This is a genomic window from Agreia sp. Leaf283, from assembly GCF_001422485.1.
Lineage (GTDB): Bacteria > Actinomycetota > Actinomycetes > Actinomycetales > Microbacteriaceae > Agreia.
This window is the reverse complement of record NZ_LMNF01000002.1, coordinates 988,346-1,014,701: the sequence shown is the minus strand read 5'-3', so window position 1 is coordinate 1,014,701 and position 26,356 is coordinate 988,346. Positions and strand designations below refer to the sequence as shown.

The 26,356-nt window shown below is 68.0% G+C and carries 22 protein-coding genes; 13 read left to right on the top strand and 9 right to left on the bottom strand.

All coding sequences use genetic code 11. The features are described 5' to 3' along the window. Nucleotides 1-24 precede the first annotated feature (24 nt). Complete coding sequence (locus ASF51_RS13560) at nucleotides 25-1,329, top strand: hypothetical protein (RefSeq protein ID WP_055930583.1); 1,305 nt, start codon at nucleotides 25-27, stop codon at nucleotides 1,327-1,329. 61 nt (nucleotides 1,330-1,390) lie between these two features. Here the strand turns inward: ASF51_RS13560 and ASF51_RS13555 are convergent, their stop codons facing one another. Continuing rightward, nucleotides 1,391-2,215, bottom strand: coding sequence for an aldo/keto reductase (locus ASF51_RS13555; RefSeq protein ID WP_055930580.1), 825 nt, complete (start codon nucleotides 2,213-2,215; stop codon nucleotides 1,391-1,393). Nucleotides 2,216-2,298: 83 nt separating this feature from the next. Here ASF51_RS13555 and ASF51_RS13550 point away from each other — a divergent pair, with 83 nt between their 5' ends. The 7 genes from ASF51_RS13550 (at nucleotide 2,299) to ASF51_RS13520 (ending at nucleotide 10,800) form a co-directional block, all read left to right on the top strand. Continuing rightward, on the top strand, nucleotides 2,299-3,363 hold the full coding sequence (locus tag ASF51_RS13550) for a LacI family DNA-binding transcriptional regulator (protein ID WP_055930576.1): 1,065 nt from the start codon (nucleotides 2,299-2,301) through the stop codon (nucleotides 3,361-3,363). A 120-nt stretch (nucleotides 3,364-3,483) separates the two neighbouring features. Further along, entirely contained in the window at nucleotides 3,484-5,136 is a 1,653-nt protein-coding gene (locus ASF51_RS13545; protein ID WP_055930573.1) for an ABC transporter substrate-binding protein, read from the top strand. A 79-nt stretch (nucleotides 5,137-5,215) separates the two neighbouring features. After that, a complete protein-coding gene (locus ASF51_RS13540) occupies nucleotides 5,216-6,196 on the top strand; it encodes an ABC transporter permease (RefSeq protein WP_055930913.1) in 981 nt (326 codons plus the stop codon). Continuing rightward, nucleotides 6,193-7,131, top strand: a complete 939-nt coding sequence (locus ASF51_RS13535; RefSeq protein WP_082479885.1) for an ABC transporter permease — start codon at nucleotides 6,193-6,195, stop codon at nucleotides 7,129-7,131. Before ASF51_RS13540 ends, ASF51_RS13535 begins: the two co-directional genes overlap by 4 nt. Further along, nucleotides 7,128-8,798 carry an ABC transporter ATP-binding protein gene (locus ASF51_RS13530; RefSeq protein WP_055930570.1) on the top strand — a complete coding sequence of 557 codons (1,671 nt, stop codon included), beginning with the start codon at nucleotides 7,128-7,130 and terminating at the stop codon, nucleotides 8,796-8,798. The genes ASF51_RS13535 and ASF51_RS13530 overlap by 4 nt, the downstream gene beginning before the upstream one ends. Then, nucleotides 8,795-9,622: an alpha/beta fold hydrolase gene (locus tag ASF51_RS13525; RefSeq protein ID WP_055930567.1), complete on the top strand. Its 828-nt coding sequence runs from the start codon at nucleotides 8,795-8,797 to the stop codon at nucleotides 9,620-9,622. The genes ASF51_RS13530 and ASF51_RS13525 overlap by 4 nt, the downstream gene beginning before the upstream one ends. Next, nucleotides 9,622-10,800, top strand: coding sequence for a glycoside hydrolase family 1 protein (locus tag ASF51_RS13520; RefSeq protein WP_055930564.1), 1,179 nt, complete (start codon nucleotides 9,622-9,624; stop codon nucleotides 10,798-10,800). The genes ASF51_RS13525 and ASF51_RS13520 overlap by 1 nt, the downstream gene beginning before the upstream one ends. A gap of 62 nt (nucleotides 10,801-10,862) precedes the next feature. On the opposite strand, the gene ASF51_RS13515 is transcribed toward ASF51_RS13520, so the two are convergent. The 3 genes from ASF51_RS13515 to hrpA are packed head-to-tail and all read right to left on the bottom strand — an operon-like array spanning nucleotide 10,863 to nucleotide 16,592. Further along, nucleotides 10,863-11,516, bottom strand: coding sequence for a pyridoxal 5'-phosphate synthase (locus ASF51_RS13515; protein ID WP_055930561.1), 654 nt, complete (start codon nucleotides 11,514-11,516; stop codon nucleotides 10,863-10,865). A 24-nt stretch (nucleotides 11,517-11,540) separates the two neighbouring features. Then, nucleotides 11,541-12,752, bottom strand: a complete 1,212-nt coding sequence (locus ASF51_RS13510; RefSeq protein WP_055930558.1) for an MFS transporter — start codon at nucleotides 12,750-12,752, stop codon at nucleotides 11,541-11,543. Between the two features lie 12 nt (nucleotides 12,753-12,764). Next, the gene (gene hrpA, locus ASF51_RS13505; RefSeq protein ID WP_055930555.1) at nucleotides 12,765-16,592 is read right to left on the bottom strand and encodes an ATP-dependent RNA helicase HrpA; all 3,828 of its coding nucleotides are present in this window, start codon (nucleotides 16,590-16,592) and stop codon (nucleotides 12,765-12,767) included. Between the two features lie 41 nt (nucleotides 16,593-16,633). On the opposite strand from hrpA, the gene ASF51_RS13500 reads away from it, so the two are divergent. Then, nucleotides 16,634-17,161, top strand: coding sequence for a GNAT family N-acetyltransferase (locus ASF51_RS13500; RefSeq protein ID WP_235497238.1), 528 nt, complete (start codon nucleotides 16,634-16,636; stop codon nucleotides 17,159-17,161). Here ASF51_RS13500 and ASF51_RS13495 read toward each other — a convergent pair. The 5 genes from ASF51_RS13495 to ASF51_RS13475 form a co-directional block, all read right to left on the bottom strand. Continuing rightward, nucleotides 17,158-17,808, bottom strand: a complete 651-nt coding sequence (locus tag ASF51_RS13495) for an HAD family hydrolase (RefSeq protein ID WP_055930552.1) — start codon at nucleotides 17,806-17,808, stop codon at nucleotides 17,158-17,160. The two genes, ASF51_RS13500 and ASF51_RS13495, sit on opposite strands and share 4 nt — an antisense overlap. A gap of 9 nt (nucleotides 17,809-17,817) precedes the next feature. Further along, nucleotides 17,818-18,228: an SRPBCC family protein gene (locus tag ASF51_RS13490; protein WP_055930549.1), complete on the bottom strand. Its 411-nt coding sequence runs from the start codon at nucleotides 18,226-18,228 to the stop codon at nucleotides 17,818-17,820. 177 nt (nucleotides 18,229-18,405) lie between these two features. Further along, nucleotides 18,406-19,704: an HNH endonuclease signature motif containing protein gene (locus ASF51_RS13485; RefSeq protein WP_082479883.1), complete on the bottom strand. Its 1,299-nt coding sequence runs from the start codon at nucleotides 19,702-19,704 to the stop codon at nucleotides 18,406-18,408. Between the two features lie 389 nt (nucleotides 19,705-20,093). After that, nucleotides 20,094-20,690, bottom strand: a complete 597-nt coding sequence (locus ASF51_RS13480) for a gamma carbonic anhydrase family protein (RefSeq protein ID WP_055930543.1) — start codon at nucleotides 20,688-20,690, stop codon at nucleotides 20,094-20,096. A gap of 2 nt (nucleotides 20,691-20,692) precedes the next feature. Next, on the bottom strand, nucleotides 20,693-21,556 hold the full coding sequence (locus ASF51_RS13475) for a patatin-like phospholipase family protein (protein WP_055930540.1): 864 nt from the start codon (nucleotides 21,554-21,556) through the stop codon (nucleotides 20,693-20,695). A gap of 129 nt (nucleotides 21,557-21,685) precedes the next feature. Between ASF51_RS13475 and ASF51_RS13470 the strand changes: the two genes are divergently transcribed. Genes ASF51_RS13470 through ASF51_RS13455 form a run of 4 tightly spaced genes read left to right on the top strand, consistent with a single transcriptional unit; the run spans nucleotide 21,686 to nucleotide 26,347 of the window. After that, a complete protein-coding gene (locus ASF51_RS13470; RefSeq protein ID WP_082479882.1) occupies nucleotides 21,686-22,732 on the top strand; it encodes a PLP-dependent cysteine synthase family protein in 1,047 nt (348 codons plus the stop codon). Nucleotides 22,733-22,782: 50 nt separating this feature from the next. After that, nucleotides 22,783-24,084 (top strand): NtaA/DmoA family FMN-dependent monooxygenase, encoded by a 1,302-nt coding sequence (locus tag ASF51_RS13465; RefSeq protein WP_055930537.1) that lies wholly within the window; start codon nucleotides 22,783-22,785, stop codon nucleotides 24,082-24,084. After that, a complete protein-coding gene (locus ASF51_RS13460; protein ID WP_055930535.1) occupies nucleotides 24,084-25,514 on the top strand; it encodes an aromatic amino acid lyase in 1,431 nt (476 codons plus the stop codon). Before ASF51_RS13465 ends, ASF51_RS13460 begins: the two co-directional genes overlap by 1 nt. After that, a complete protein-coding gene (locus ASF51_RS13455; RefSeq protein WP_055930531.1) occupies nucleotides 25,511-26,347 on the top strand; it encodes an aldo/keto reductase in 837 nt (278 codons plus the stop codon). Before ASF51_RS13460 ends, ASF51_RS13455 begins: the two co-directional genes overlap by 4 nt. The last annotated feature ends 9 nt before the right edge of the window (nucleotides 26,348-26,356 follow it).

Here is a 26,356-nt window from a genome sequence, read left to right as displayed (position 1 = left end):
GGCCCCACGAGAACGAGGACACCGGTGAACAGAGTACGTCGCACGAATCGCACGGTCACGGCACTGGTCGTCACCGCCCTGCTCGGGGCGAGCGTTCTCTCCGGAGGCGTCGCGCAGGCCGACGAGTATCCGTCATGGGACGACGTGCAGGCGGCGAAGGCCAGCGAATCGGCCAAGCAGTCCGAGGTCGACGAGATCACTCAGCTCATCGCCCAGTTGAAAGACGAGGCGACCCAGGCCCAGCAGCAGGCCGATGCGAAGTGGACTCTCAACGAGAAGGCACAGAAGGCGCTCGAAGACGGCCAGGCGACGGCCGACTCGCTGGCGGATCGTGCGGCGGCACTGCAGGCGTCGGCGGATGCGTCGAAGAAGCAGGCCGCACAGCTCGCGGCCCAATTCGCTCGGCTGGGCGGTGGTGAAGACGTCACGACGATGCTGATCACCGACTCGTCGACCGAGAGCGATGATCTTCTCGGGCGGCTCGGCTCGTTGAGCAAGCTGAGCGAGACCGTCTCGGGCGTCTACGCGACGGCCGAGACCGAGAGCAACGACGCCGCCGCCATGAACGACCAGGCGCAGGTGGCGAGGGATGCCCTCGCCGCTCTCGCCGACACGGCCGCCTCGGCGCTCGCCGACGCTCAGGCCGCCCAGAAGGCGGCGGTCGGAGCGGTGAACGCCCAGACGTCGCACGAGTCGGAGCTGCAGGCCCAGCTCGCATCGCTCACCCAGAACGTCGCCACGACCGAGGCTGACTACCAGGCCGGAGTCGCTGCGGCCGCCGCGGCTGCGGCTGCGGCTGCCGCCGCTGCAGCGTCAGCGGGCTCGGCTCCGGGAGCCCCGATCTCCGACGACGCCCAGGCGCTCGCCCTGGAGCTGGTCGGAGACATCCAGGCCGGACGCCTGACGGGCGCCGACCCCGATCACCTGCCCGAGATCGAGTGGATCGCCGCCGGCCAGTCGGTGGGCAACTGCGGAATCGATACGCAGATCCTGGCGGCCATCGTGGTGGCCGTGCGCACCTTCGGCAGCGCGGGCGTCAGCGACATCAACCGCAAGTGCACCGGCCAGATCGAGGGCGCCGGCATCTATTCGGCGCACTACGTCGACGGGGGAGGGCACGCCGTGGACTTCAATCGTCTCGGCGGAGAGGGTCTCTCGGGTGCGGACGGGAACTCCTTGCGGCTCATCCAGGTGCTTGACACCGTGATGCCCTCGGGCTCCGGTCTCGGGCAGCGGCAGTGCCGCATCGCCGCCGGCAACGAGCCCGAGCTGTCGAACTTCTCCGACTTCGCCGACACCTGCACGCACCTTCATATCGACGATCTGTAGAGTCTCGGCGCGGCCCCTTCGACAGGTTCAGGGAACGGGGGCTCAGGGAACGAGCGGTGCGTCAGTCGAGGTCGTCAGGGTCTTTTCCCGTGCGCTGACCGCTGTCGAGCGCGGCGATGCGGGCGCGGTCGTCATCGTCGAGCGCGAAGTCGAAGACGTCGATGTTCTCGATAATGCGCGCGGGGGTGATCGACTTGGGGATGACGATGTTGCCGAGGTCGAGCTGCCAGCGCAGAACGATCTGGGCGGGTGACCGGTCGTGCTTCGAGGCCAGCGCGGCGAGCGTGGGATCGTCGAGGATGCGGCCCCGGGCCAGCGGCGACCAGGCCTCGGTCGCGATGCCGTGCGCGGCGTCGTACTGCCGGGTCGTCTGCTGCTGCAGCCACGGGTGCAGCTCGACCTGGTTGATGACGGGCGTCTCGCCGCCCTCCTGCGCCAGGCGCTCGAGGTGATGAGGGTGGAAGTTCGAGACGCCGATCGATCGGACGACCCCGTCGGCTTTCAGGCTCTCGAGCGCCCGCCACGTCTCGACGTAGCGGTTCTGCTTCGGCGCCGGCCAGTGGATGAGGTAGAGGTCAAGGTAGTCGAAGCCGAGCTTGGAGAGGCTGGCGTCGAAGGCGCGTCGGGTCTCGTCATAGCCGTGGTCGTTCTGCCACACCTTCGACGCCACGTAGACCTCGTGCCGTGCGATGCCGCTCGAGCGGATGCCCTCTCCCACTCCGCGCTCGTTCTCGTAGAAGGCGGCCGTGTCGATGTGTCGGTACCCGGCCTCGAGGGCGTGACCGACGGCATCCGTCGCCTCGCCGTCTGACACCTTGTAGACGCCCAGGCCCAGCTGGGGGATGGCGCGTCCGTCGGACAGGGTCACAAGGGGAGAGGTCGGCACCCCTCCATTATCGACGACTCCCGGCGTGCGGTCGGTGCGGGGGCGTCGTGCAGACTAGAGGCACGAGGGAGGACGACGCGATCATGGCAAAGGCACCGACGGTGTACGACGTGGCCGAGCGCGCCCGCGTCTCGATCGCCAGTGTCTCGCGCGTGCTGCGCAACCCCGACTCCGTGAAGGAGCAGACGAGGGAGCGCGTGCTCGAGGCCGTGCGTCACCTCGGCTACGTTCCGAGCGCGAACGCCCGCGGACTCGCGGCCCGGCGCACGAACGTGATCGGACTCTTCTTTCCCGGCCACGACGATGTCGCAGGGTCCGACGGGCGGCTCGTGGCGGCATCCGGTGGTGTGACCGTCGTGCGCGACGACGCGACGGGCGACCCCGAGACCCACAACTACTACTTCGACGAGGTGCTGCGCGGGGCAGAGATCGAGGCGTGGCGGCGCGGCTTCGCACTGATGGTGGCCGCTGGTCGCGGCGCGTCGCGCGAGGCGATCGTGAACGACATCGCGGGCCGCGTCGACGGCCTGGCCGTGCTCGCACGCACCGTGCCCGACGAGCTGCTCGCCCATGTGGCCCGGCGCATCCCGGTCGTCGTTCTCGCGGCCACCCGGGGAACCGACGAGTTCGACCATGTCAGCGTCAACAACGCACCCGGCATGCGGGCCATCACCGAGCACGTGCTCGGCACGGGCGCGCGGCGGCTGATGTACATCGCCGGCCCCGAGGATTCGCCCGACGACAGGGAGCGCCTCGAGGGGTTCCGTGCGGCGGTCGACGGCGCGGAGGGCGTGTCCGTCGAGCTGGTGCGCGGCGACTTCAGCAGGGTGCGCGGGCGCGAGATCGCGCTGCGCATCGAGGCGATGCCCGAGGCGATCGTCTGCGCGAACGACCAGACGGCGCTCGGGGTTCTGGATGCGATGGGTCGCCGGTCGATCAGCGTGCCCGACGACGTGATGGTCACCGGATTCGACGGCATCGCGGCGGGCCGGCATTCGACCCCGCGCCTGACGACCGTGCATCAGCCGATGGTGGAACTCGGCCGGGCCGCCATCCAGGCTCTCACCGCCCGGCTCGACGATCCGTCTCTGGAGGCGCAGTCGCTCGTGCTTCCGGTGCAGGTGGTTCTGCGCGACAGCTGCCCTTAAGGGCGAGCTCGGGGTTGCGGTCGTGGGGTTGCGGAGTACAACTGTAAGCGCATACAGTTGGGCTCAGCGGATAGATCAGTATCCCGTCAGTTCATCGTCGACCTGAGAGAAGCGGTTCCCATGAAGCACCCATCCCGACGCCGATTGGGCGCCATCGTCGCAGCCATCGTGCTGACTTCGGGGCTCGCGGCCTGCAGCATCCAGATCGAGAGCGCACCCGATCCGTCGATTCCCGACGACACCATGCTCATCGCGGCCGACAACGGCTCGCCCCTGTTCGAGCGCAACTTCAACCCGTACATGACGAACAAGCGCACAGCCGCCTGGTACATGTACGAGCCGCTCGTGGTTCTCGACAACGTGACCGGCGAGGAGCACCCCTGGCTCGCGACGGGCTACGCGCTGCCCGACCCGTCGACCGTGGTGTTCACCATCCGCGATGGCGTCACCTGGAGCGACGGCAAGCCGTTCACGCCCGACGACGTGGCGTTCAGCTTCGAGCTGCTCAAGAAGTACCCGACCTTCGACCTGCAGGGCATCTGGACCTACATCGACACCGTCGAGACGAGCGATACGACGGTGACCGTGCACCTCAAGGCGCCCGACGTTCCGGCGGCGCAGCTCATCGCGACGACCCTCATCGTTCCCGAGCACATCTGGAAGGACGTGGCCGACCCATCGACGTTCCGCAACCCGGATCCCGTCGGCACGGGCCCGTACACGCTCGGCAACTTCGTCGCCCAGCAGTACACGATCGACAAGAATCCCACGTACTGGCAGGCCGACAAGGTGGCCGCAGAGCACATCATCCTGCCGGCCACCAACACGCAGCTCGACGTGGCAACCAAGGGCTACGACTGGGCCTACTCGTTCATCTCCGACGTCGACGGGGCCTGGGTCGGAGCCGGCAACAAGAACACCTACTGGTTCCCGCCGGGAGGAACCGTCGCCCTGTTCCCGAACCTCACGAAGGCGCCGTTCAACGACGTCAACCTTCGTCAGGGCCTCTCGCTCGCGCTCGACCGTAAGGCCGTGGGAGACTCCGCGGCCGAGGGCTACATGGATGTGGCCGGCCAGACCAACATCCTGCTGCCGTATCAGCAGAGCCTGCTCGATCCGTCGATTCCCGACTCGGGCCTGATCGCTCAGAACCAGCAGAGGGCGCTCGAGTACTTCGCCCAGGCCGGCTACACGCAGCAGGGCGGCAAGCTGGTGGATGCCCAAGGGTCGCAGCTGAGCTTCACCATCACCACGGCGAACGGCTACAACGACTGGCTCAAGGGCGTTCAGGAGGTGCAGAAGCAGTGGGGCGCCATCGGCATCGACGTGAAGGTCGAGAGCCCGCAGCCCGCGGCCTATCAGCTGGCCCTGCGCAACGGCGAGTACGACCTCGCCATGGGAGGAACAGGCGGAACGGGCTCCATCTTCCGTGACTTCAACCAGCTGCTCTCGAGCGACTACCTCAAGCCGGTGGGCGAGGAGGCCGTGTTCAACTACGAGCGGTACAGCAACCCCGAGGCCGATGCGGTGCTGAGGGACTACAAGCTGGCGATCGATCCGGAGACGCAGAAGCAGCTGGGCTTCCAGTTGCAGAACATCGTCTACAACGACCTGCCCGTGCTCAGCCTCTACTACGGCGGGTCGTGGGGCCTGATGAGCGATGCGAAGTTCACCGGTTGGCCCAGCGAGGCCGATCCGTACGCGTCGCCCAAGACCTACGAATCCACTCCCTTGCTCGTACTCACCCATCTGAAGAAGGTCAACGATGACTAGCGTCACGATCGCGCCTGGCAGCGCGGAATCAACTGCCGCGCCCGCGGGCGCCCCCGCCGCATCGGGACGGGGAAGAGCCCTGGGCTACATCGCCCGCAAGGCGGGCCTCCTGCTGCTCACGCTGTGGGCGGCCATCACGCTCAACTTCATCCTGCCGAGGCTCATGCCCGGATCGCCGGCCGATGCCGCACTGGCGAAGCTCGCGCAGAACGGGCCTGTGAGCGAGGCGACCAAATCGGCTATCGAGGCCCAGCTCGGGGTGCCGACCGGCAACATCCTGGAGCAGTACGTGGCGTACCTGCACCAGGTGGTGACGCTCGACTTCGGCGTCTCATACACGTTCTACCCCCAGAGCGTGTCGGAACTGGTCAGCACCGCGCTGCCCTACACGCTCGTGCTCGTCGGCGTCGTCACCATCATCGCCTTCGTGCTCGGCACGCTGCTCGGCGTTCTCGCCGCGTGGAAGCGGGGCACCTGGCTCGACACCCTGCCGACGCTGGCCGGATCGTTCGCCAGCGCGTTCCCGTATTTCTGGACGGCGCTGCTGCTGCTCTTCTTCGCCGGATACGTGGGGAGGCTGTTCCCGACCTCGGGCGCCTACGGACCCACGGCCACGCCCGAGTTCACCATCGGCTTCCTCGGCGATGCGATCTACCACGCGGCGCTGCCGGCGCTGACGATCCTCATCACCTCGCTGGGCGGCTGGATCCTCGGTATGCGCAACACGATGATCTCGACCATCGGCGACGACTACGTGACCTTCGCCGAGGCCAACGGATTGAAGCCTCGCACCGTCGCCCTGCGCTACGCCGCCCGCAACGCGATCCTGCCCAACCTCACCTCGTTCGGGCTCGCGCTCGGAGGTGTCGTCGGAGGATCGATCCTCGTCGAGCGGGTGTTCGGATACCCGGGCATCGGCTACCTGCTGTTCAACGCGGTCACCAACCAGGACTACCCGTTGATGCAGGCCCTGTTCCTGATGATCACCGTGAGCGTGCTCATCGCCAACTTCCTCGTCGACATCTTGTACGGCGTGCTTGACCCGAGGACCCGCCGATGACCACCCAGAGCATTCCCCCCTCGACCCGCGCAGTGCGTGCCATCGAGGAGGCGTCCATCGCTCCCGCCCCGAGCCCGCTCAAGGTCGTGCTTCGCGTGGCGTCGACCGTGTGGTCGAACGGCAAGGCCCGGATCGGCATCGTCATCCTCGGCCTGTTCATCCTGATCGCCGTGTTCGCCCCGCTGATCGCCCCGTACGGCGCCCGCCAGAACGGCTTCGATCGGTCTGCGGATGCGTCGGCCGCCCATTGGCTCGGCACGACGGCTGCCGGCGAGGACGTGCTGTCGCAGCTCATCTGGGGATCGCAGATCAGCATCTTCGTCGGCCTCGTCGCGGGCCTGCTGTCGACCGTGATCGCGGTTCTCGTCGGCCTCAGCTGGGGGTACGTGCGCGGATTCGGCGCCGACGTGATCAACTTCATCGTCAACCTGTTCCTCGTCATCCCGGGCCTGCCGCTCATGATCGTGATCGCGGCCTATCTCTCGGGCGGCGGCATCGGCATGATCATCGTGGTCGTGGTGATCACCGGATGGGCCTGGGGAGCGCGCGTGCTGCGCAGCCAGACCCAGTCGCTGCGATCGCGCGACTTCGTGACCGCGGCCGTGTTCAGCGGCGAGCGCCCCTTCCGCATCGTGTTCCGCGAGATCCTGCCGAACATGACCTCGCTCATCGTGGGCAACTTCTTCGGGGCGGCGACCGCGGCGATCCTCGCCGAGGCCGGACTCGAATACCTGGGCCTCGGCGACACCACGGTGGTGAGCTGGGGAACGATGCTCTTCTGGGCGCAGAACTCCAACGCCCTCCTCACGGGCCAGTGGGCGCTCCTGTTCGCACCCGGCCTCTGCATCGCCCTGCTGGCCACCAGCCTCACCCTCATCAACTTCGGCGTCGACGGAATCTCCAATCCGCGCCTCCGGGAAGGAAAGCAGCGATGACCGCCCTGCTCGAGATCACCGACCTGTCTGTCGACTACGGCGAGGGCACCGGCAGCACGCACGCGGTGAACCACGTGTCGTTCACCCTGGAGCACGGCGAGTTCGTCGGGCTGGTGGGCGAGTCCGGCTCCGGAAAGTCCACCCTCGGATTCGCGGTCACGGGCCTGTCGAAGCCGCCGGCCCGCATCGCGGGCGGCAGCATCCTGCTCGACGGCGTCGACATCGCGAGCCTCTCGACCGGCGAGCTGCGCGAGCAGCGCCACGGCGGCGTCGCCATGGTGCTGCAGTCGGGTATGAACGCGCTGAACCCCGTGCGCAGCATCCGCAACCACTTCGTCGACATCTTCCGGGCGCACGGCCACGTCGCCCGCGCCGACTGGGGATCGCGCGCCACCGAGCTCGTGGGCAAGGTCGAGCTTCCCGCCGCCGTTCTCGACCGGTACCCGGGCGAGCTCTCCGGCGGCATGCGCCAGCGCGTGTCGATCGCCCTCGCCCTGTCGCTCGAACCCAAGCTCATGGTCTTCGACGAGCCGACCACGGCACTCGACGTTCTCGTGCAGCACGCCGTGATGGACACCATCATCGAGCTGCAGAAGAAGGAGAACTTCACCGCCCTGCTGATCAGCCACGACCTCGGCATCGTTCTCGAGTCGGCGCAGCGCGTGCTCGTGATGCACGAGGGCGAGATCGTCGAGGATGCGCCGTCGCGGCAGATCCTCGAGAAGCCCGGAGACGACTACACCAGGATGCTGCTGTCGCACTACGCCGACCCGCGCGCGGAGGTCGTGGAGCTGCCCGGCTTCGAGGACCGGCACCGCGCGCCGGCCGACGCCCATCCACCGACCGTGTCGTCGCGCACCCGGCGCAAGGACCAGAAGGCCATCGTCGTCGACCACGTCTCGAAGGTGTACCCGGCGCCGCGTCGAGGCGAGTCGCAGGTCACCGCCGTCGACGACGTCTCATTCACGCTCGAGCCGGGCCAGTCGCTCGCGCTCGTCGGCGCATCCGGAAGCGGCAAGTCGACGCTCGCCAAGCTGATCACCGCGGTCGAGAAGCCGTCGTCGGGCAGCGTGCGCTTCGGCGACCTCGACGTGGGATCGCTTCGCCGCGGCCAGTTCCGGCGCCTGCACCGCGACGTGCAGATGGTGTTCCAGGACCCCTACGCCGCACTCAACCCGCTGCACACCGTGGAGTACACGCTGACGCGACCGGTGGTGAACTTCACCGGTCTGAAGGGCGTGGATGCGCGTCGCCGGGTTCTCGAGCTGCTCGACACCGTCGGTCTGTCGCCGGTCGAGGAGTTCGCCGCGAAGCTTCCGCACCAGCTGTCGGGCGGCCAGCGCCAGCGAGTGGTGATCGCCCGCGCCCTCGCCAGCGACCCGCAGGTGATCATCGCCGACGAGCCGGTGTCGATGCTCGATGTGTCGCTGCGAGCCGGCGTGCTCGCACTGCTCGAAGACCTGCGCGAGCAGTGGGGCGTCTCGCTGCTCTACATCACGCACGACCTGCTGTCGGCGCGCGTGGTGACCGACAACATCATGGTTCTGAACGGAGGTCGCGTCGTGGAGCGCGGAAACACTGCCGAGGTGCTGCGGAATCCGACCGACGAGTACACGATCAGACTGCTCGACGCGATCCCGAACCCCGGCCGACAGGACGTGGCGTGACGTTCGGAGGGCTGGCGCTGCCCGACTCGCTCGAGATCTTCACCCTCGACGGCCTGACGGCCTTCCGCGCGCTGGCCCGGGATGAGGAGCGCGGCGTCGCCCTGTTCGTGCCGGGCTTCACGGGATCGAAGGAGGACCATCGCTTTCTCGTCGCGCTCGCCGCGGAACGGGGATGGGAGTCGTTCTCGTACAGCCAGCGCGGACAGGCGGACTCGATCGCGCCCCGCGGTGTCGACGAGTACTCCTTGCAGAAGCTCGCCGAAGACGCGGTCGTCGTGGCGGAAAGGATCGCCAGTGGTCGACCGGTGCATCTGGTGGGCCACAGCCTCGGCGGACTCGTCGCCCGTGCGGCGGCCATCCGGCGCCCCGACGTCTTCGCCGACCTGACGATGCTCTGCTCGGGGCCCGGCGGTCAAGGGCCGGATCATCACGTCGACGACGCCGCGTTCGTGGCCCGCCACGGCACGTTGGCCTGGTGGGAGCACAACAATCACCTCGGCGCGACGAACGCCGACGAGGTGTTCGTGCGCGAGCGTGCCGCCGCGTCGAGCGACGACAACTTTCTCGCCCTGGCCGCGATCCTGAGGGACACCCCCGATTCGAGCGACGAGCTGCGCGAGACCGGGCTGCCCGTGCTCGTGGCGCACGGCGACGCCGACGACGCCTGGCCCATCGCATCCCAGCACGCCATGGCCCTGCGGCTCGGAGCCCGCTACGAGGTCATCCCGAACGCCGGGCACCTGCCGAATATCGACAACCCGAACTACACGACCGAGCTGCTCGACGGCTTCTGGTCGAGTGGAGAACACAAAGGAGAATCCTGATGCTCACCTTCCCCGACGGCTTTCTGTGGGGTGCGGCCACCGCCGCCCACCAGATCGAGGGAAACAACGTCAACAGCAACTGGTGGGTTCACGAGAACGAGCCGGGCACCACGATCGTGGAGCCCTCGGGAGACGCGGCCGACAGCTACCACCGCTACCGCGACGACATCCGCCTGCTCGCCGAGCTCGGGCTGAACTCCTACCGGTTCAGCATCGAGTGGTCGCGCATCGAGCCCGAGCGCGGCCTCTACTCGCGCGCATCCGTCGACCACTACCGGCGAATGGTCGACACCTGCCACGAGTTCGGCATCGAGCCGATCGTGACCCTGATGCACTTCACCGTGCCCCGCTGGTTCGAGAACGACGGCTTCTGGCGGGCACCGGATGCCGCGGACCTCTTCGCCCGCTACACCGAGCTCGCGCTGCCCGTCGTGGCCGAGGGTGTGAACTACGTCTGCACCATCAACGAGCCCAATATCGCCGCCATGCTCGCCGGGGGAGAGGACGCCTCGAACCTCGTCGCCTACGGCCTGCCCAAGCCCGACCTCGGCGTGGCCGACGCGCTGCTCGAGTCGCACAAGCGCTCCCGGGAGGTGCTGTCGCAGGTCTCCGGCCTCAAGACAGGCTGGACGATCGCCACCCAGGCGTTCGAGGCGGCCGACGAGCCCGGCTCCGAAGAGAAGAAGCGCGAGATCGCCTACCCCGCCGAGGATTGGTACCTCGAGAACGCCGCCGGCGACGACTTCATCGGTGTGCAGGCCTATACCCGCAACATCGTGGGACCCGAGGGCATCCGCCCGCCCGCCGCCGACGTGGAGAAGACGCTCACGCAGTGGGAGTACTTCCCTCCGGCCGCCGGCATCGGCGTTCGCGCGGCGTGGGAGCTGAGCGACCACACTCCGGTCATGGTGACCGAGAACGGCATCGCCACGCAGGACGACCCGCGTCGCATCGACTACACCCGAGGCGCGCTCGAGGGACTGCACGCGTGCATCGAAGACGGCATCACGCTGCTGGGCTACCAGCACTGGTCTGCGCTCGACAACTACGAATGGGCCTCGGGCTTCGCTCCCACGTTCGGCCTCATCGGCTGGGACAAGCAGACCTTCGAGCGCACGCCCAAGCCCAGCGCGAGCTGGTACGGCGAGGTCGCGAAGGCCAACGCGCTCGCCGTCTGAACAACTCCGTTCCCTGAGCTTGTCGAAGGGCCCGCTTCGACAGGCTCAGCGAACGGGTGGCTTTACGGCCAGAGAAGTGATGTAGACCACGTGTCGGCGCTGCGCGCGTAACGCAGTCTCTGGTGCCGGCGCTCGGCATCCGATTGCCAGAATTCGACGGTAGACGGCCTGACGCACCAGAGCGTCCAGGTGGGCGACACCAGCTCTGGATGCGCGTCGAGTTCGCGCGCCGCCTTCTCGATGGCGGCCTCGCTCTCGTCGCGGCTGCCGAGCGGGTGGCTCTGGGGGCTTCCGAGCGCGACGGCGCGGGCGCCCAGCCTGCGGCGGGAGAAGTCGCGGGCGTTCTCGTCGTCTGAGCCCCGCGTCACCGTGCCGCGGATGCGCACGGAGCGACCCACGGTGGGCCAGTAGAAGGTGAGGGCGGCGACGGGATTCGCCGTGAGCTCGGCGCCTTTGACGCTCGCGGAGCTGCTGGCGAACCACCAGCCGTCGTCGGTGAGGTCCTTCAGGATCAGCACCCGGGCATCCGGAACGCCGTCGGCGTCGACGGTGGAGAGCGTCATCGCGTGCGGTTCGAGCTGGCCCGCTTCGACGGCCTGGCCGAACCACGCCACGAAGAGTTCGAGGGGGTTCTCGGGCACGACGGTCGGATCGAACGGCGGAGGAGTGGCCGCGAGGCTGGCGAGCGGACGAAGGCTGTCTCTCAGAGGGTGCACCTTATCGACACTACGCTCCAGGAGTCAGAGTCCGCTCACGGTCTGGATGGGTTCGGTATCGGGAATGGGGCTGGCGTCTTTTCCGCGAAGATCGGGATGCCACCGCTTTCCGACGAGTGGAACGAGGAACCCGAGCAGGCCCAGCACGCCGGCGACGTAGAAGGCGCCCGAGGCGCCCTGGCCGTCGATGAGGAATCCGGCGAACGCGCTTCCGACGGCGGCTCCGATGAGCTGACCCGTGCCGACCCAGCCGTAGGCTTCGGCCGTGTCGCTGAAGCGCACGCTCGCCGAGACGATGGAGAACATCACGGCGAGGGCCGGGGCGATGCCGATACCCGCGATGAACAGGGTGACGGCGAGCCACCAGATGTTGAGCGACACGGCCGCGAGTGCTGTTCCGACGAACACGATCAGCATGCGGCGGGCCAGCGCCCATGGCCCGATCGGAACGTGGCCGAGCGACAGGCCGCCGACCAGGGAGCCGACGGCGAAGATCGCGAGAACGATTCCGGCCTCGAGGCCGTCGTGACCGAACGTGGCCACGACGCCGGCCTCGATCGCCGCGCAGGCCGCGACCAGCAGGAACCCGACGATCGTCGCCAGCAGCACGGGAGGCTTGGCGAGCACCGCGCCCAGCTTGCGGCGCGAGCGGGGGATGCGCACCCGGCCCAGCTCGGGGCTCGCGATGAACCAGGTGCCTCCTCCGACCAGGAAGACGACGGCGAGAAGGATGCCCCAGACGGTGCCGATCTGGGTCGACACGAACGTGGTGATGACCGGGCCGACGACCCAGATGATCTCCTGGGCCGAGGCGTCGAGCGAGAAGAGCGGGGTGAGCTGCTTCGAGTTGACCATCTTGGGGTAGATGGTGCGCACGGCAGGCTGGATGGGCGGCATGGTCAGGCCGGCGACGAGAGCGACGCCCATGGCGGCCGGGATCGTGAGGGGCAGGAGTGCGATGGCCGAGATGGCGAAGGCGCAGATGATCATCGTGATGGTGATGACTTGGCGCATGCCCCAGACGCCCATCAGCCGCGAAGTGAGGGGGCCGGCGACCGCCTGGCCGATGCTCAACGCGGCGAGAACGAGGCCGGCCGCGCCGTAGGAGTCGTGGACCCTCTCGATGTGCAGAAGGAAGGCGAGCGAGAGCATGCCGAAGGGGAACCGGGCGGTGAGTTGCGCGGCGATGATGCGCGCGACCCCGCGGGTTTTCAAGAGATTCGAGTAGCTGCTCACAACTTCTCTACTCTACCGTCCAGCCGGTACAAGTGCCTTCTGAATACGTTGCATAGAGACAGGCTCCGCCGTTCCGAGCGATTGCGCAAACAGGCTCACCCGGAACTCCTCGAGGAGCCAGCGCGCGCGTACGATGTTCGGCGGCGAATGAGGGGCGAGAGGGATGCGGCCGCCCGCATCGGTGTAGCGGCTCGTCGCCGCCTGCACCTCGGTCATCCATGCTCGGTCGCGTGCCGCATTCTCGGCGAGCTTGTCGAGCCGCTGCGTGAGCGCCTTGAGATAGCGGGGCAGCTGCCGCAGCTGGGTCGTGCCCGTGGCCGACACGAAGCCCGGGTAGATGAGCCCCTTCAGCTGCTCTCGGGCATCGCCGAGCGCCGCGAGCAGGGCCATGCTCGTGACGCCCTTGAGCGCCTTCTCCGCATCGCGCGCCGCAGAGAGGACGGTGGTGGCGACGCCCACGGTCGCGTAGAGCTCGTCCATGACCGTCGCCGAGAGGCGGTCTCGGGCCGTCTGGAAGCCGGCCTCGTTCCAGAGCATGCCATCCGGTGCCACCTCGAAGAGCACGCGCTGCGCGACCGCGCGCAGGCAGTCGTCGAAGAGAGCCTGCACGTTCTGGTACGGGCTGGTGGCGAGCATCAGCTTCTCGTTCTGTGTGAGGTGCTCGCGCACATACGACAGGGGAGAGGGCACGGCGAGCAGCAGCAGGCGCACGATGCCGTCGGGCGTCTGGAGGGCCTGCTCGTCGGGCGAGGTCATGAGCCGCAGCGACACCGACGAGCCGTCGTCGACGAGGGCGGGGTAGGCGCGGATCACTCCGCCGTGCTGCTTCGTGTCGACGAGCCGCGGCAGCTCGCCGATGCTCCAGGTGGTGAGTCCGGAGCGCTCGAGGTCGCTCGAGATGCGGGTCGTGGCCTTCGCGACCGATTCGCGGGCGGCGCCGCGGTGCTTCTGCTGCAGGGCGGGCAGGTCCTTGCCGACCGACAGCGTCTTGCCCCGTTCGTCGACGACGCGGAACGACATGCGCAGATGCGACGGCAGGCGCTCGCGGTCGAAGTCGGATGCCGACACCGAGACGTGGGCGAGCCTCGACATCGTCGAGGCCAGGGCTGCGAGATACCCCTCGTCGCCTCCGCCCTCCGGCGTCTCGGCGACCAGGCGCACCGCCCAGTCTGTCGAGGGCACAAAATTGCGGCGGATGTTCTTGGGAAGCGATTTGATGAGCGCCGTCACGAGCTCGACGCGCAGGCCGGGCACCTGGTATTCGAACGACTCGGGCTTGAGTCTCGGCAGCAAGGCGAGGGGCACGGTCGCAGTTACGCCGTCATCTTCGGTGCCGGGTTCGAAGCGGTAGCTCAGGCCCAGGCGCTGGTCCTCCTGCTGCCACGTCGTCGGGTACTCGTTCTCGTCGATCTCGGGCGCACCCTCGGGCACGAGGGCGTCGATGGTCATGGTGAGCAGCTCGGGGGTGTCGTGCTTCGCCGTCTTCCACCATCCCTCGAAGGTGCGCTGCGAGAACACGTCGCGCGGGATGCGCGCGTTGTAGAAGTCGAACACCGCTTCGTCGTCGGTCAGCAGGTCGCGGCGGCGGCTGCGCTCCTCGATCTGCTCGAGCTCTTTGCGGAAGGCACGGTTCGCCCGGTCGAACGCCTGCTGCGACTCCCAGTCGCCCTCGACGAGCGCGTGGCGGATGAACAGCTCGCGCGCGTACGACGGGTCGACGCGAGAGAACTGGATGCGCCGCTTCTCGACGATGGGAACGCCGAACAGCGTGACCCGCTCGTAGGCGACGACGGAGCCCTGCTTCTTCTCCCAGCGGGGTTCGGAGTAGCTGCGCTTGACGAGGTCGCCCGCCAGTCTCTCGGCCCAGGCCGGGTCGATGGCCGCGTTCATGCGCGCGAACAGGCGACTCGTCTCGACCAGTTCGGCGCTCATCACGGCGGCGGGCTGCTTCTTGTTCAGCACCGAACCCGGGAAGATGCTGAAGCGCGACTGGCGTGCGCCCACGTAGTCCTTCTTGACCGCGTCCTTCAGGCCGATGTGCGAGAGCAGTCCCGACAGGATCGACCGGTGGATTCCGTCGGGGTTCACCGCGGGCTCGCCGATCGTGAGCCCCAGCGGCCTCGAGAGCTGCCTCAGCTGGCGGTACACGTCCTGCCACTCGCGGATGCGCAGGTAGTTGAGGAACTCGTTCTTGCAGAGTCGGCGGAACGCGCTCGACGACAGCTCGGACTGCTTCTCCTCGAGGTAGTTCCAGAGGTTGAGCAGGGTGAGGAAGTCGCTCGTCGGGTCGGTGAAGCGACCGTGCAGCTCGTCGGCTCGCTGGCGCCGTTCGAGCGGGCGCTCGCGGGGATCCTGGATCGTGAGCCCTGCCACGATGAGCATCACCTCGCGGCTCGTGCCCGTCTCTTTGGACTCGATCACCATTCGGGCGAAGCGCGGCTCTATGGGCAGGCGCGCGAGGTCGCGACCGATCCTCGTGAGCCGTGGCTGGGCATCCGGTGTCTTGCTTCTCGTGTTCGCGTCTGACGACGAGGCCGACGAAGACGAGGCCGTGCGCAGCGCGCCCAGCTCGCCGAGCAGGTCGAGGCCGTCCTTGATGCCGCGCGACTCCGGCGGCTGAAGGAACGGGAACGACGCGATGTCGCCGAGGCCGAGCGAGATCATCTGCAGGATGACGGCGGCGAGGTTCGTGCGCAGGATCTCGGGCTCGGTGAACTCGGGGCGCTTCTCGAAGTCCTGCTGCGAATACAACCGGATGGCGATTCCATCGCTGGTGCGGCCCGAACGGCCCGATCGCTGGTTCGCGGAGGCCTGCGAGATCGCCTCGATCGGCAGACGCTGCACCTTGGAGCGCACGCTGTAGCGGCTGATGCGCGCCGTGCCGGCGTCGATCACGTACTTGATGCCGGGCACGGTGAGGCTGGTCTCGGCGACGTTCGTGGCCAGCACGATGCGCCGGCGCACGCCGGGAGTGCTGCTGCGCTGGAACACGCGGTGCTGGTCGGCGCTCGAGAGGCGACCGTAGAGGGGGAGGATCTCTGTGACGCCGCCCGCCGAGCTGCGGTTGGCGAACTTTCCCTTGAGCGACTCCTCGGCGTCGCGGATCTCGTTCTCTCCCGACAGGAAGACCAGGATGTCGCCGTCGCCCTCGCGTCCCAGCTCGTCTACGGCGTCTCCAATGGCCTCGAACACGTCGCGGTCGGGGGTTGCAGGCGGGTCGTCATCGTCACCCTCCGGTGCTGCGTCCGCGACCAGCGGCCGGTACCGGATCTCCACCGGGAACGTACGCCCCGAGACCTCGACGATCGGGGCGTCGTCGAAGTGCTTGGAGAAGCTCTGCGGGTCGATCGTGGCCGACGTGATGATGAGCTTGAGGTCGGGTCGCTTCGGCAGCAGCTGCTTGAGATAGCCCAGCAGGAAGTCGATGTTGAGGCTGCGCTCGTGGGCTTCGTCGATGATGATCGTGTCGTACTTCGAGAGCATGCGGTCGTGGTGCATCTCGTTGAGCAGGATTCCGTCTGTCATCAGCTTGATGCGGGTGTCTTTCGACGCCTTGTCGGTGAAGCGCACCTGATAGCCGACGAGGCCGCCGACCTCCTGGCCCAGTTCCTCGGCGATGCGCTCGGCGATCGTGCGTGCCGCGAGTCGACGAGGCTGGGTGTGGCCGATCGCCTCGCGCCCCAGCTCGAGGCAGATCTTCGGAAGCTGCGTCGTCTTGCCCGATCCAGTCGCACCCGCGACGATGACCACCTGGTTCTCTGCGATCGCGCGGGCGATGTCGTCGCGACGCTGGCTGACCGGGAGTTCAGGGGGGAAGACGATACGGGGGAGGGAATCCATGGGCATTCCATTCTAGATTCTCCGCCACCGGTCGCGCCCTCATGGCTGATGTCTCGGCCGGTATCGTGGCCGGAATGGATGCTGTGACTCTTGATCTGCCCGATGGTTCCGTGCTTCTCAGGCGTGCGACGATCGACGACCTCTCGGTGATCATCGATCTGCTGGCCGACGATCCGATCAGCGCGGCGCGCGGTGACTCGGCCGATGCCAGCGATCGGGAGGCCTACGAGGTCGCTTTCGCCGCCATCGACCGGGACCCGGCGCAGCGACTTTTGGTCGTCGTCGACTCTGTTTGTGCGGTCGTTGCGACCATGCAGCTCACGGTGATCCCCGGTCTCGCCAGGCGCGGAGCGTCTCGCCTGCAGATCGAGGCCGTGCGGGTCTCGTCGAGTCAACGCAGCCGCGGTATCGGTGCGGCGATGATGCGCTGGGCGATCGAGGACGCTCGCGTCTCCGGCGTGCCGCTCGTGCAGTTGACGTCAGATGCTGCCCGGGTGGATGCGCACCGCTTCTACGAGCGGCTCGGCTTCGAGGCGTCTCACGTCGGGTTCAAGTACCGGGTGGTCTAGCTCTGCGGAGGTTGTGCGCGGAGAACGCGAGCCAGCAGAGCCTCGGGGGTGTCGGCGATGAGGGTCGGCGACCACTCTTGGGTCCAAGACCGTCCGTGGCTGACCCAGCCAGTGGATGCGCCGGCTGCCCGTCCGCCCTCCATGTCTGCACGCACGTGGTCACCGATCATCCAGACGTCGGGGTCGGCGGGAGCCATAGCCCTGGCTGCCGCGAAGATTCGGCCGTCGGGTTTCTTGACCCCGACCTCTGCGGAGACGACGACATCGTCTACGAGCCGGTCCAGCCCTGTCTGCGCGAGCTTCCGTCGCTGCTGCCGCGATTCGCCATTGGTCACGATGACAAGGTGGGCGCCCGCTTCCGAGAGCTGTTGGAGCCGGTCGACGACTCCGGGGTAGCAGGCCAGGCCGTCGAGCACCCCCTCGCGCAGACGATCGACGAGTTCGTCGGCGTCTGCGGTGGGAACGTATCTTGTGATCAGATCTTGTGCGAGTTCACGCCGAGGCGCGTAGCCGCTCCTGTCAGCCGCCATGATCCAGGCGGAGTCGGCAGGAGTTCCGCCTATCTCTCGAACGAACCCCTCTGCCCAGCGCTTGAAGGCGCCGTCTCTGTCGACGAGCGTGTTGTCGAGGTCTAAGAGCAGGAGCACCGCACCAGACTACGAGCGACTCGCCCGGTTCCTGTCTTCTACCAATGCGCGCAAATGGTCGAGGTCTTCCCCGACTGTCGCCGTGTCCCGATCGAATTCGTCGTCTGAGAGGTCGAGTGGGCGCAACGTGAAGATGATCTCCGCCCCGTCGGGGTGGGCGATGACCCTCAGAGGGTTGGTGACGGTTGCCCCCGATGGCAGGGTCACATCGTGATCGAGGATGCCGAACTCGTTGGGCGCGACGAAGCGCACCGAGACACGACCCATCGGCGAGTCGACCCTTAGGGTGTCACCCTCGCGGGTCACCTCGGAGTGTGCCAGCCCGGACGCCCATATCGGCAGGTTGTCGACGTTCGAGGCGAACCCGTAGACGGCCTGCGGGCTCGCTGAAATGACGCGGCTGACGTGGCGGCTCTCCATGCGTCCAGCATGGCGGATGAGGGCATACGTGTGCCACGGTCGGACGGGGTGATCTCGATTCGCGGTGCTAGTTCCTCGCGCCGATACTCGATCGGCGCAGGCGTGGGCGGGCTGTCCTCGTCTCCCCCTGCGTTGGTCGAGTAGGCCGCTTGCGGCCGTATCGAGACCCAGGGTTGGTTAGAAGGGGCAGCCGGCGAGCTCCTCCTCCGGTGTTGTCGTGTTCTGTGTGGCTGCGGTGATGAGAGCTGGTGGTGCTGGTCGCATCCTTCCTTCTGGCCGCACAGTGTAGACGTGCCCTGCAGGTGACGTCGCCGTCAGTGTGTCGTCTCCGTTCTGGACGAACTCCCACCTCGTGTGATGCTTCACCCGATGATGTCCCGCACTCAATGGTGCGAGGTTCTCCGGGATCGTGCCCCCGCCATAGGCGTGGTCCTCCGTGTGGTCCATATCGGCCTGCTCCGACGGGACCGTGCACCCCGGGAACACGCACTCCGGGTGCACCAGTCGGGCGTGGTCGATCATCGCCGCGGTCGGCCGGTAGTCCCGGGGGTCGGTGGCGAGGATGCGTCCGGTGATGGGGTCGGTCAGGATGCGCCGCCACGACGTCGCGTCCGCCGTCAGCTGGGCGGCGGTGGCGGGGTCGATGGGCCCGTAGCCGCGGAGGATCGCCGCCTCCTCACCCACACCGAGCAGCGTCATGACGGGAACCATCACATGCACCCTGCCGCGAATACCGCGGGTCGCTCCCGGGATCGACGGTTCCCCGTTGAGGAGCAGGTCGGTGAGGACATCGACCTTCAGGTGTCCCATGCTGCGCGGGTCACCACTGGTCTTCAGCCCGGCCGCCAGTCGTACGGCCCTGTCTGCGATGGCGTGGATCTCCGGTGCCGGGGCGAGCAGGGTGAGTTGGGCCATGCCGTCTGCTGCCGGATCGATGTAGATGCGCCGAGTCCCGGCAGCTTTCTCTGCCCGTTCCACGGCGGTGGACGGTTGAGCGAGTTCGACCTCGTGGCGTGCCTTCTTCTCGAGCTGCTTCGGGTTCACCTCCGTCGCCAACACTGCAAGGCGGGCGTCGTATGCGGCCAACGCGTCGCCCTCGAGGTTCTCGGCGTGCTTCGCGATGACCTCGGCGTGTTCCCACGACACGTTCCCTGCTGACAGGGCGTGAAGAGTGAGGGGAAGAGAGCTGACCAGGGCGACGCTGGTATCGACCAGGACGGAAGTGCGGTACTCGGTGCGGCGGGTCAGCAGGGCGAGTTCGGTGAGGAGCTCAACGCGTTCGACCCGGGCGGTGGACCAGACCGGTCCGGCGGTGGACGTATCGACCGGGGCCTGGCGGTGCAGGTTCCGCTGGGCGTCGGTGACGCGTCTGGCCCTGACCGCGGATAGCCGGGCTATCTGCGTGTCGAGGGCGGCGACCTCGTCGAGCGCGACCATGTACGGGTCAGGCTCGGAGGGTGGGGGTGGGGGTGTCATGGGATAAGTCAAACAGGGACCACCGACACTGGGTCGGATCAAGTATTCGATGCTTGATCAGGGGAAAAGGCTGTGGATAAGTGTCGCGAGGCGTGGGTTGTGGAGGAGTGGACGCGGCCTGGCGGGGGTGCCCTTCGACAGGCTCAGGGAACGGGTCTCGATACGGCCGCGGGCGGCCTACTCGACCAGCGCGGTAGCTTCGACAGGCTCAGGGAACGGGTCTCGACCGAACGCGGGTGCCCTCGGACAGGCTCAGGGAACGGGTCTCGACGCTGCGAACCGGGCGCCCTTCGACGGGCTCAGGGAACGGGGGTGTCGACGCAGCGAACCCGGCCGATTCGACAGGCTCAGGGAACGGGGTGATTTGCCGACACTGCCGCGTCGGCGCGTCAGTCTGCGAGTGCCGTGTCGCCGCGGTGCTCCCCGTAGAACTCCGACTGCGACCGCATGATGTCGGCCATCGTCGCCGCCGGGCCGGTTCCGTACACCGTGCCCACGAAGTTCAGGGTGCGCTGCACGGCCCAGATCTCGTCGTGCCTGTCGGGGGAGAACAGCTGTGCCGGATCGCCGACGGCCACCCAGGAGATGGGAACGACGGTGCCCGCAGCGAGCCGCGTGTTCACCTGCACGACGCCGTTGATGCGCACTTCGGCGCCGTCGCCGATGGTCGCTCCGGGAAAGACCGATGAACCGGTGGCAAGGAACGCGCCCTCACCCACGACGCATCCGTTGACGTGGGCGTGCGGACCGATCATCACTCTGTCGCCGATGATGGCCGGATAGCCTGCCCGTCCGCGTATCACCGCGTTCTCGAGCACGACGACGTCGGCGCCGATCACGACCGGTCCGTCCTCGGCGGTCACGACCGCGCCGTGCATGATGCGCGAGCCGGCACCGATCGTCACGTCGCCGGAAACGATGGCGGATGCCGCGACGAGCGCATCCGGATCGACCCTCGGCCGCGCGCCCCGGCTCTCGTACAGCACGGTCAGTCGGCCTGGCCGAGCGCGGCCGCGATGCGGGCGGCGGATGCGCGGCCGACCGCGCGGCCCGCCTCGGCCGATGCGCGCCGGGTCGTGGGGTCGAGAGGATTCGGCCCGAAGGCCGCGATGGACGCGGCGTCGGCGTAGACGATGACGGTCGGAACGCCGCCGAGCGCCTCGAGCTCGGCGGTGGGGACGGTGCCGACTCCGGGATCGCCCACGCCCGGAAGGGGCGTCACGATGACGACCCAATCGGAGCCGGCGGCGAGGTCGGCGTTGCTGCCCGACCGGGCCCCGCCATCCATGTAACGGGAACCGCCGATGGTGACCGGCGGCCAGACGCCCGGAACGGCGCAGCTGGCGGCGATGGCGTCGACGAGGTCGACGCCGCTCGACCGGTCGAAGACGACGAACTCGCCGCGTTCGACCTCGACGGCCGTGATCCTCAGGTCGCGCTCGGGCCACTCGCTGTCGGCGAGACGCGATCGGATGACCTCGAGACGAACCGACTCGTCGACAGACGGCGTCTCGAGCGCGAGGCGGCCGATGCGCTTGAGCGCGTCGGTGGGCGAGGTCGCCCCCTGGACGGCGGAAAGGAAGCGCGCCTGCAGCTCCTGCACGTCGACGTCTGCCCCGAGCTCTGCGGTCTCCTCCTCGAGCTGCGCGGCGAACGACGCGGTGAGACCGGTCGTGCCCGCGAGCTGCGCGGCGACCGCGGAACCGGCGGATGTTCCGATGAACCGGGTCGACGGCGCGAGTAGGCGATCGACGAGAGCCGGGTCGGCGTCGAGAAGTCCCTGCACGACGCCCAGCTCCCAGGCGATTCCGGCGACACCTCCGCCGGCGAAGACGAGTGAACCTGTGCCCATGCGACGACCTCCAGTTGAGTGCTTGCCCGTACCGCGAGCCATGCTAGCGCCCACCGAGTGAGGGCGTGCTGTGCGTAACAGAGCGACACAGCGACCCGTGTACGGCGGCTCCGGTCGTACGCTCGACCCATGACGAACATCGACACGCATCCCCTGGCCGCTGCGGCGTCGGGCGACGAGCCCTGTGTCGACCTCGTCGAGGACGTCACGCCGTCTGTCGTCTCGCTCATCGGAAACACTCCGCTGATCGAGCTCAACGTGCTCGCTCATGGGCTGCCGGCGCGCGTGCTGGTGAAGCTCGAGAGTCGCAACGCCGGCGGATCGGCGAAAGACCGCATCGCGTTGCACATGGTTCGCGCGGCCGAGGCGAGCGGTGCGCTGAAGCCCGGGGCCACGATCGTGGAGTCGAGTTCGGGAAACACCGGCATCGGCCTGGCACTCGTCGGCCGCCTCACCGGGCACCCCGTCGTGATCATCCACAGCGCTTACATCTCCGATGAGAAGCGCGCCGTGCTGAAGGCCTACGGCGCGCGACTGGTCGAGGCCGACTGGGAGGCGCCGCCGGAGAGCCCGAACAACGCGCGGGCCATCGCCGATCGCATCGCGGCCGAGCTGCCCAACGCCTGGCGGCCCTCTCAGTACGAGAACGAGAGCAACCCGGGCGCGCACTACCAGACCACCGGGCCGGAGATCTGGCGACAGACGGCCCACAAGGTCACGCACCTCGTCGCATCCGTCGGCACCGGCGGAACCATCAGTGGAACGGGCCGGTATCTGAAAGACGTCTCGGCCGATCGCATCCGGGTCATCGGGGCCGACCCGACCGGGTCGACCTACAGCGGCAACGTCGCCGGCCAGATCAACGTGGAGGGCGCGGGCAACCGCTGGACCCAGGCGAACTGGCCGCAGACCTATCACCACGAGGTGGTCGACGAGTACCTGGTGGTCTCCGACCAGGAGATCTACGACACGGTGCACACGCTCGCCGCGTCGGAAGCCCTGCTCCTGGGTCCGTCGTCTGCACTCGCCGTCGCCGTCGCCCTGCGGGTCGCGGCCACGGCGCCCGAGGGATCTGTCGTGGTGGCGATCGCCCCCGACACGGGAGCGAACTACCTGACCAAGGCGTTCGACGACGAGTGGCTCACCGACATCGGCGTCGGCACCTATTCGATCTGACCGGCCCCATCGACCCGGCACGCCCGCTCTTCTACTTTTAGGCTCTTTTTATGGCTCTGCTTCACTTCGGATGGTTTCTCGGCGCGGGTTTCGGCGTGCAGGGATGGGGTGACCCCACCTACGGCATCGGCTATGACTGGAAGAAGCCCGACGTCTACCAGGACGCTGCCCGGCTGTTCGAGCACAGCGGCCTCGACCTGCTGATCATCGAAGACGGCGTCACGGTTCCCGACACCTACGGCGGAACGAGCGAGGTCAACCTCGCCAACGCCCGGTTCGCCCCCAAGCACGACCCGCTGCCGTTGGTGCCGTACCTTCTGTCGGCGACGCAGAACCTCGGCATCGTGCCCACGCTCAGCGCCTCGTTCTACGAACCGTTCACAGCGGCCCGCCTGCTGGCCACGCTGCAGCACTTCGCCGACGGCCGCCTCGGCTGGAACGTCGTGACCAGCGGAAGCGACCTCGCCGCCCAGAACTACGGCCTCGACAAGCAGATCGAGCACGATCTGCGCTACGACCGCGCCGACGAGTGGGTCAGTGTGATCCGCAAACTCTGGCGCAGCTGGGCGCCCGACTCGGTGCTCGAGGATGCCGAACGCGGGGTGTTCGCGGACTTCACGAAGGTGGCGCCGATCAACCACGACGGCCGATTCTTCAAGGTCCGCGGCCCGATCAACACCGCTCCCATGCCGCAGGAACCCGTGATGGTGCAGGCGGGAGCATCCGGCCGTGGCCGCGACTTCGCGGGGCAGAACTCCGACGTGATCATCGCGCTGTCGTCGACGCCTGAGCGCAACCGCGAGTTCCGCGACAGCATCCGGCAGGTGGCGCTGGCGGCGGGCCGCAACCCCGACCACGTGAAGGTGCTCTTCGCGGTCACGCCGATCGTCACCGCGAATGCCGAGGAGACGGCCAGCGTCAAGGCCCGGCGCTCCGATCTCAACCAGGCCGCGATCGACGAAGCGCTGCAGTCGATCTCGTACCTCTCTGGAGTCGACTTCAAGGCGTTCGACCTCGACGCGCCCCTGCCCGAACTCACCACCAACAGCAACCAGGGAACCCTCGACAACTTCGTGAAGTCGGCGCCCCCCGGGTCGACGCTTCGCGAGATCCTGCAGGTGCGCGCCAATCGCGACGGTCTCGCCGTGATCGGCACGGCCGACGAGATCGTCGATCACCTCGAGGCCCTCGGCGAGGCCAGCGGCGGAGACGGATTCCTCTTCGCCGGCCAGGTGCATCCCGCCAACGTGCACCGCACCCTCGATCCGCTCGTGCCCGTGCTGCGCCGACGAGGGCTCATTCGTCGCGAGTTCGGCGACGGCGGCCTGCGCGGCAACCTCCTGGACTTCTGATGCCCGCGCTCCGACTCGAGGGGCAGCCGGTCACGATCGACGATGTCGTCGCCGTGGCCGACGGTGCGACGGTCGAGCTGGCCCCGGATGTCGTCGGGGTGATCGGTCGCGCGCGTCGAGTCGTCGAGTCGGTGCAGCAGTCGGGATCCGCCGTCTACGGTCTCAACACCCAGCTCGGCGCCGGTCGCGACACGGTCGTCGCGGCCGACGAGATCGCCGCTTTCCAGAACCGCGTCATCGACAATCACCGCGGCAGCATCGGAGATCCTCTCGCCGAGCGCGAGGTGCGCGCAACGGTTCTCGCCCGCGTGGTCGGCTTCTCGCTGGGCGGTTCCGGCGTGCGACCCGAGCTGGCGGATGCCTACGCGCGGCTTCTCGACGGAGGCCCGCTTCCCGAGGTCTACACGACGGGCTCGGTCGGCGCATCCGATCTCGCCCTGCTCGCAGAGGTGGCGGCGCACGTGCGCGACACCCTGCCGTTCGGCGCGGGGGAGGCGCTCGCGGCCATCAGCGCGAACTCGTACTCGATCGGCGTCGGCGCTCTCGCGATCTCCGAGCTGCGGGCGCTCGTCGACGAGTCCGACGCCGTCGCGGCGCTGTCGCTCGAGGTCCTGGGCGCCGTCGGCTCGGGAGGCTCGCTGGCGCCGTTCGACCCGCGCGTGCACGCACGCCGCTCGGCCGGAAGGCAGCAGACGGCCCGGGCCATCCTGTCGCGAGTGGCCGGCGGCCTGCTCGACGACGCCGGGCGTACGGCGTCGGTGCAGGACCCGCTGTCGTTCCGAACGGTTCCGCAGGTGCACGGCGCCCTTCGCGACGCCATCGCGCTCGCCGCGGCGGCCGTCGAGGCCGAGCTCAATGCTCCCGCCGACAACCCGCTCGTCGTGCTCGACGAGTCTCCAGCCGGGGGAGCGCTGGTGTCGAACGGCAACTTCGAGCCGCTCGGCCTGGTTCTGGCCCTCGAGAGCCTGCGCGTCGCCGTCGCCCACACGGCGGGCATCTCCGAACGACGCATCGCCGTGCTCTCCGGTCTCGCGACGCCGCTCCGGCGCGCGGGTCGAAACGCCGTTCCGGGTCTCACCTGGTACGCGGCGGCCGACATGCTCGCCGAGGTGAGGCACCTCGCCGACCCGGTGTCGACATCCGGAACCACGTTGTCAGAGGTAGAGGACCAGGCGTCGTTCGCGCCCCTCGCGGTGCGCCTGCTGCAGCGACAGGTGACGCTTCACCGTCAGATCCTCGCCGTGGAGGCGTTGCATGCCGCCGAGCTCGTGGCGAGCCTCGACGAGGCGCCGACGTTGGGCCGTGGCACGCGAGACCTCGCGGCCGAGCTGGTGGAGCGGATCGGGCATCTCGACACCGGTCGGAACCTCGTAGCCCACGCCGTCAAGGCCGTCTCCTCGGCGGGCGAACGTGACAGCATTGTCCAATGACTACTTCTGAATCCTCAGTCCCCACGATCACCCTGAACGACGGCAACACCATTCCCCAGCTCGGCTTCGGAGTCTTCAAGGTCGATCCCGACAAGACGTCGCGGGTCGTCAGCGAGGCGTTCGAGGTGGGCTACCGCCACATCGACACCGCCAAGATCTACGGCAACGAAGAGGGCGTCGGCCACGCGATCAAGACCAGCGGCATCGACCGTGACGAGCTGTTCATCACCACGAAGCTGTGGAATGCGGACCAGGGCTACGACTCGGGCCTCGCCGCATTCGAGAAGAGCCTCGGCCGCCTGCAGCTCGACTACGTCGACCTGTACCTGATCCACTGGCCGGCCCCCGCGAACGACAACTACGTCGAGGCGTGGAAGGCGCTCGAGAAGATCCGCGAGTCGGGTCGCGCCAAGTCGATCGGCGTCTCGAACTTCACTGTCGAGCACCTCACCCGCCTGCTGGGCGAGACCGACGTCGTTCCCGCCGTCAACCAGATCGAGTTGCACCCCGAGTTCCAGCAGCGCGAGATCACCGCGTTCGGACGTGAGCACGGCATCGCGACCGAGGCGTGGAGCCCGCTGGCGCACGGTGCGCTGCTGAAGGACCCGAACGTGCAGGCCATCGCGGATGCGCACGGCAAGTCGCTGGCCCAGGTGATCCTTCGCTGGCACATCCAGCTCGGCAACATCATCTTCCCCAAGTCGAACAGCCGCGACCGCATCGTCGAGAACTTCGAGATCTTCGACTTCGAGCTCAGCGACGACGAGCAGGCCTCGATCACCGCTCTCGAGAAGGACGGCCGCGTCGGCGGGCACCCCGACGAGGTCAACTGACCGAGCGAC

Coding starts and splice junctions, on each gene's coding strand:
- ASF51_RS13550 (WP_055930576.1), top strand. CDS start 2,299: ATGGCAAAGGCACCGACGGTGTACGACGTGGCCGAGCGCGCCCGCGTC.
- ASF51_RS13545 (WP_055930573.1), top strand. CDS start 3,484: ATGAAGCACCCATCCCGACGCCGATTGGGCGCCATCGTCGCAGCCATC.
- ASF51_RS13535 (WP_082479885.1), top strand. CDS start 6,193: ATGACCACCCAGAGCATTCCCCCCTCGACCCGCGCAGTGCGTGCCATC.
- ASF51_RS13530 (WP_055930570.1), top strand. CDS start 7,128: ATGACCGCCCTGCTCGAGATCACCGACCTGTCTGTCGACTACGGCGAG.
- ASF51_RS13520 (WP_055930564.1), top strand. CDS start 9,622: ATGCTCACCTTCCCCGACGGCTTTCTGTGGGGTGCGGCCACCGCCGCC.
- hrpA (WP_055930555.1), bottom strand. CDS start 16,592: ATGGATTCCCTCCCCCGTATCGTCTTCCCCCCTGAACTCCCGGTCAGC.
- ASF51_RS13500 (WP_235497238.1), top strand. CDS start 16,634: ATGGCTGATGTCTCGGCCGGTATCGTGGCCGGAATGGATGCTGTGACT.
- ASF51_RS13490 (WP_055930549.1), bottom strand. CDS start 18,228: ATGGAGAGCCGCCACGTCAGCCGCGTCATTTCAGCGAGCCCGCAGGCC.
- ASF51_RS13485 (WP_082479883.1), bottom strand. CDS start 19,704: ATGACACCCCCACCCCCACCCTCCGAGCCTGACCCGTACATGGTCGCG.
- ASF51_RS13475 (WP_055930540.1), bottom strand. CDS start 21,556: ATGGGCACAGGTTCACTCGTCTTCGCCGGCGGAGGTGTCGCCGGAATC.
- ASF51_RS13470 (WP_082479882.1), top strand. CDS start 21,686: ATGACGAACATCGACACGCATCCCCTGGCCGCTGCGGCGTCGGGCGAC.
- ASF51_RS13465 (WP_055930537.1), top strand. CDS start 22,783: ATGGCTCTGCTTCACTTCGGATGGTTTCTCGGCGCGGGTTTCGGCGTG.
- ASF51_RS13460 (WP_055930535.1), top strand. CDS start 24,084: ATGCCCGCGCTCCGACTCGAGGGGCAGCCGGTCACGATCGACGATGTC.
- ASF51_RS13455 (WP_055930531.1), top strand. CDS start 25,511: ATGACTACTTCTGAATCCTCAGTCCCCACGATCACCCTGAACGACGGC.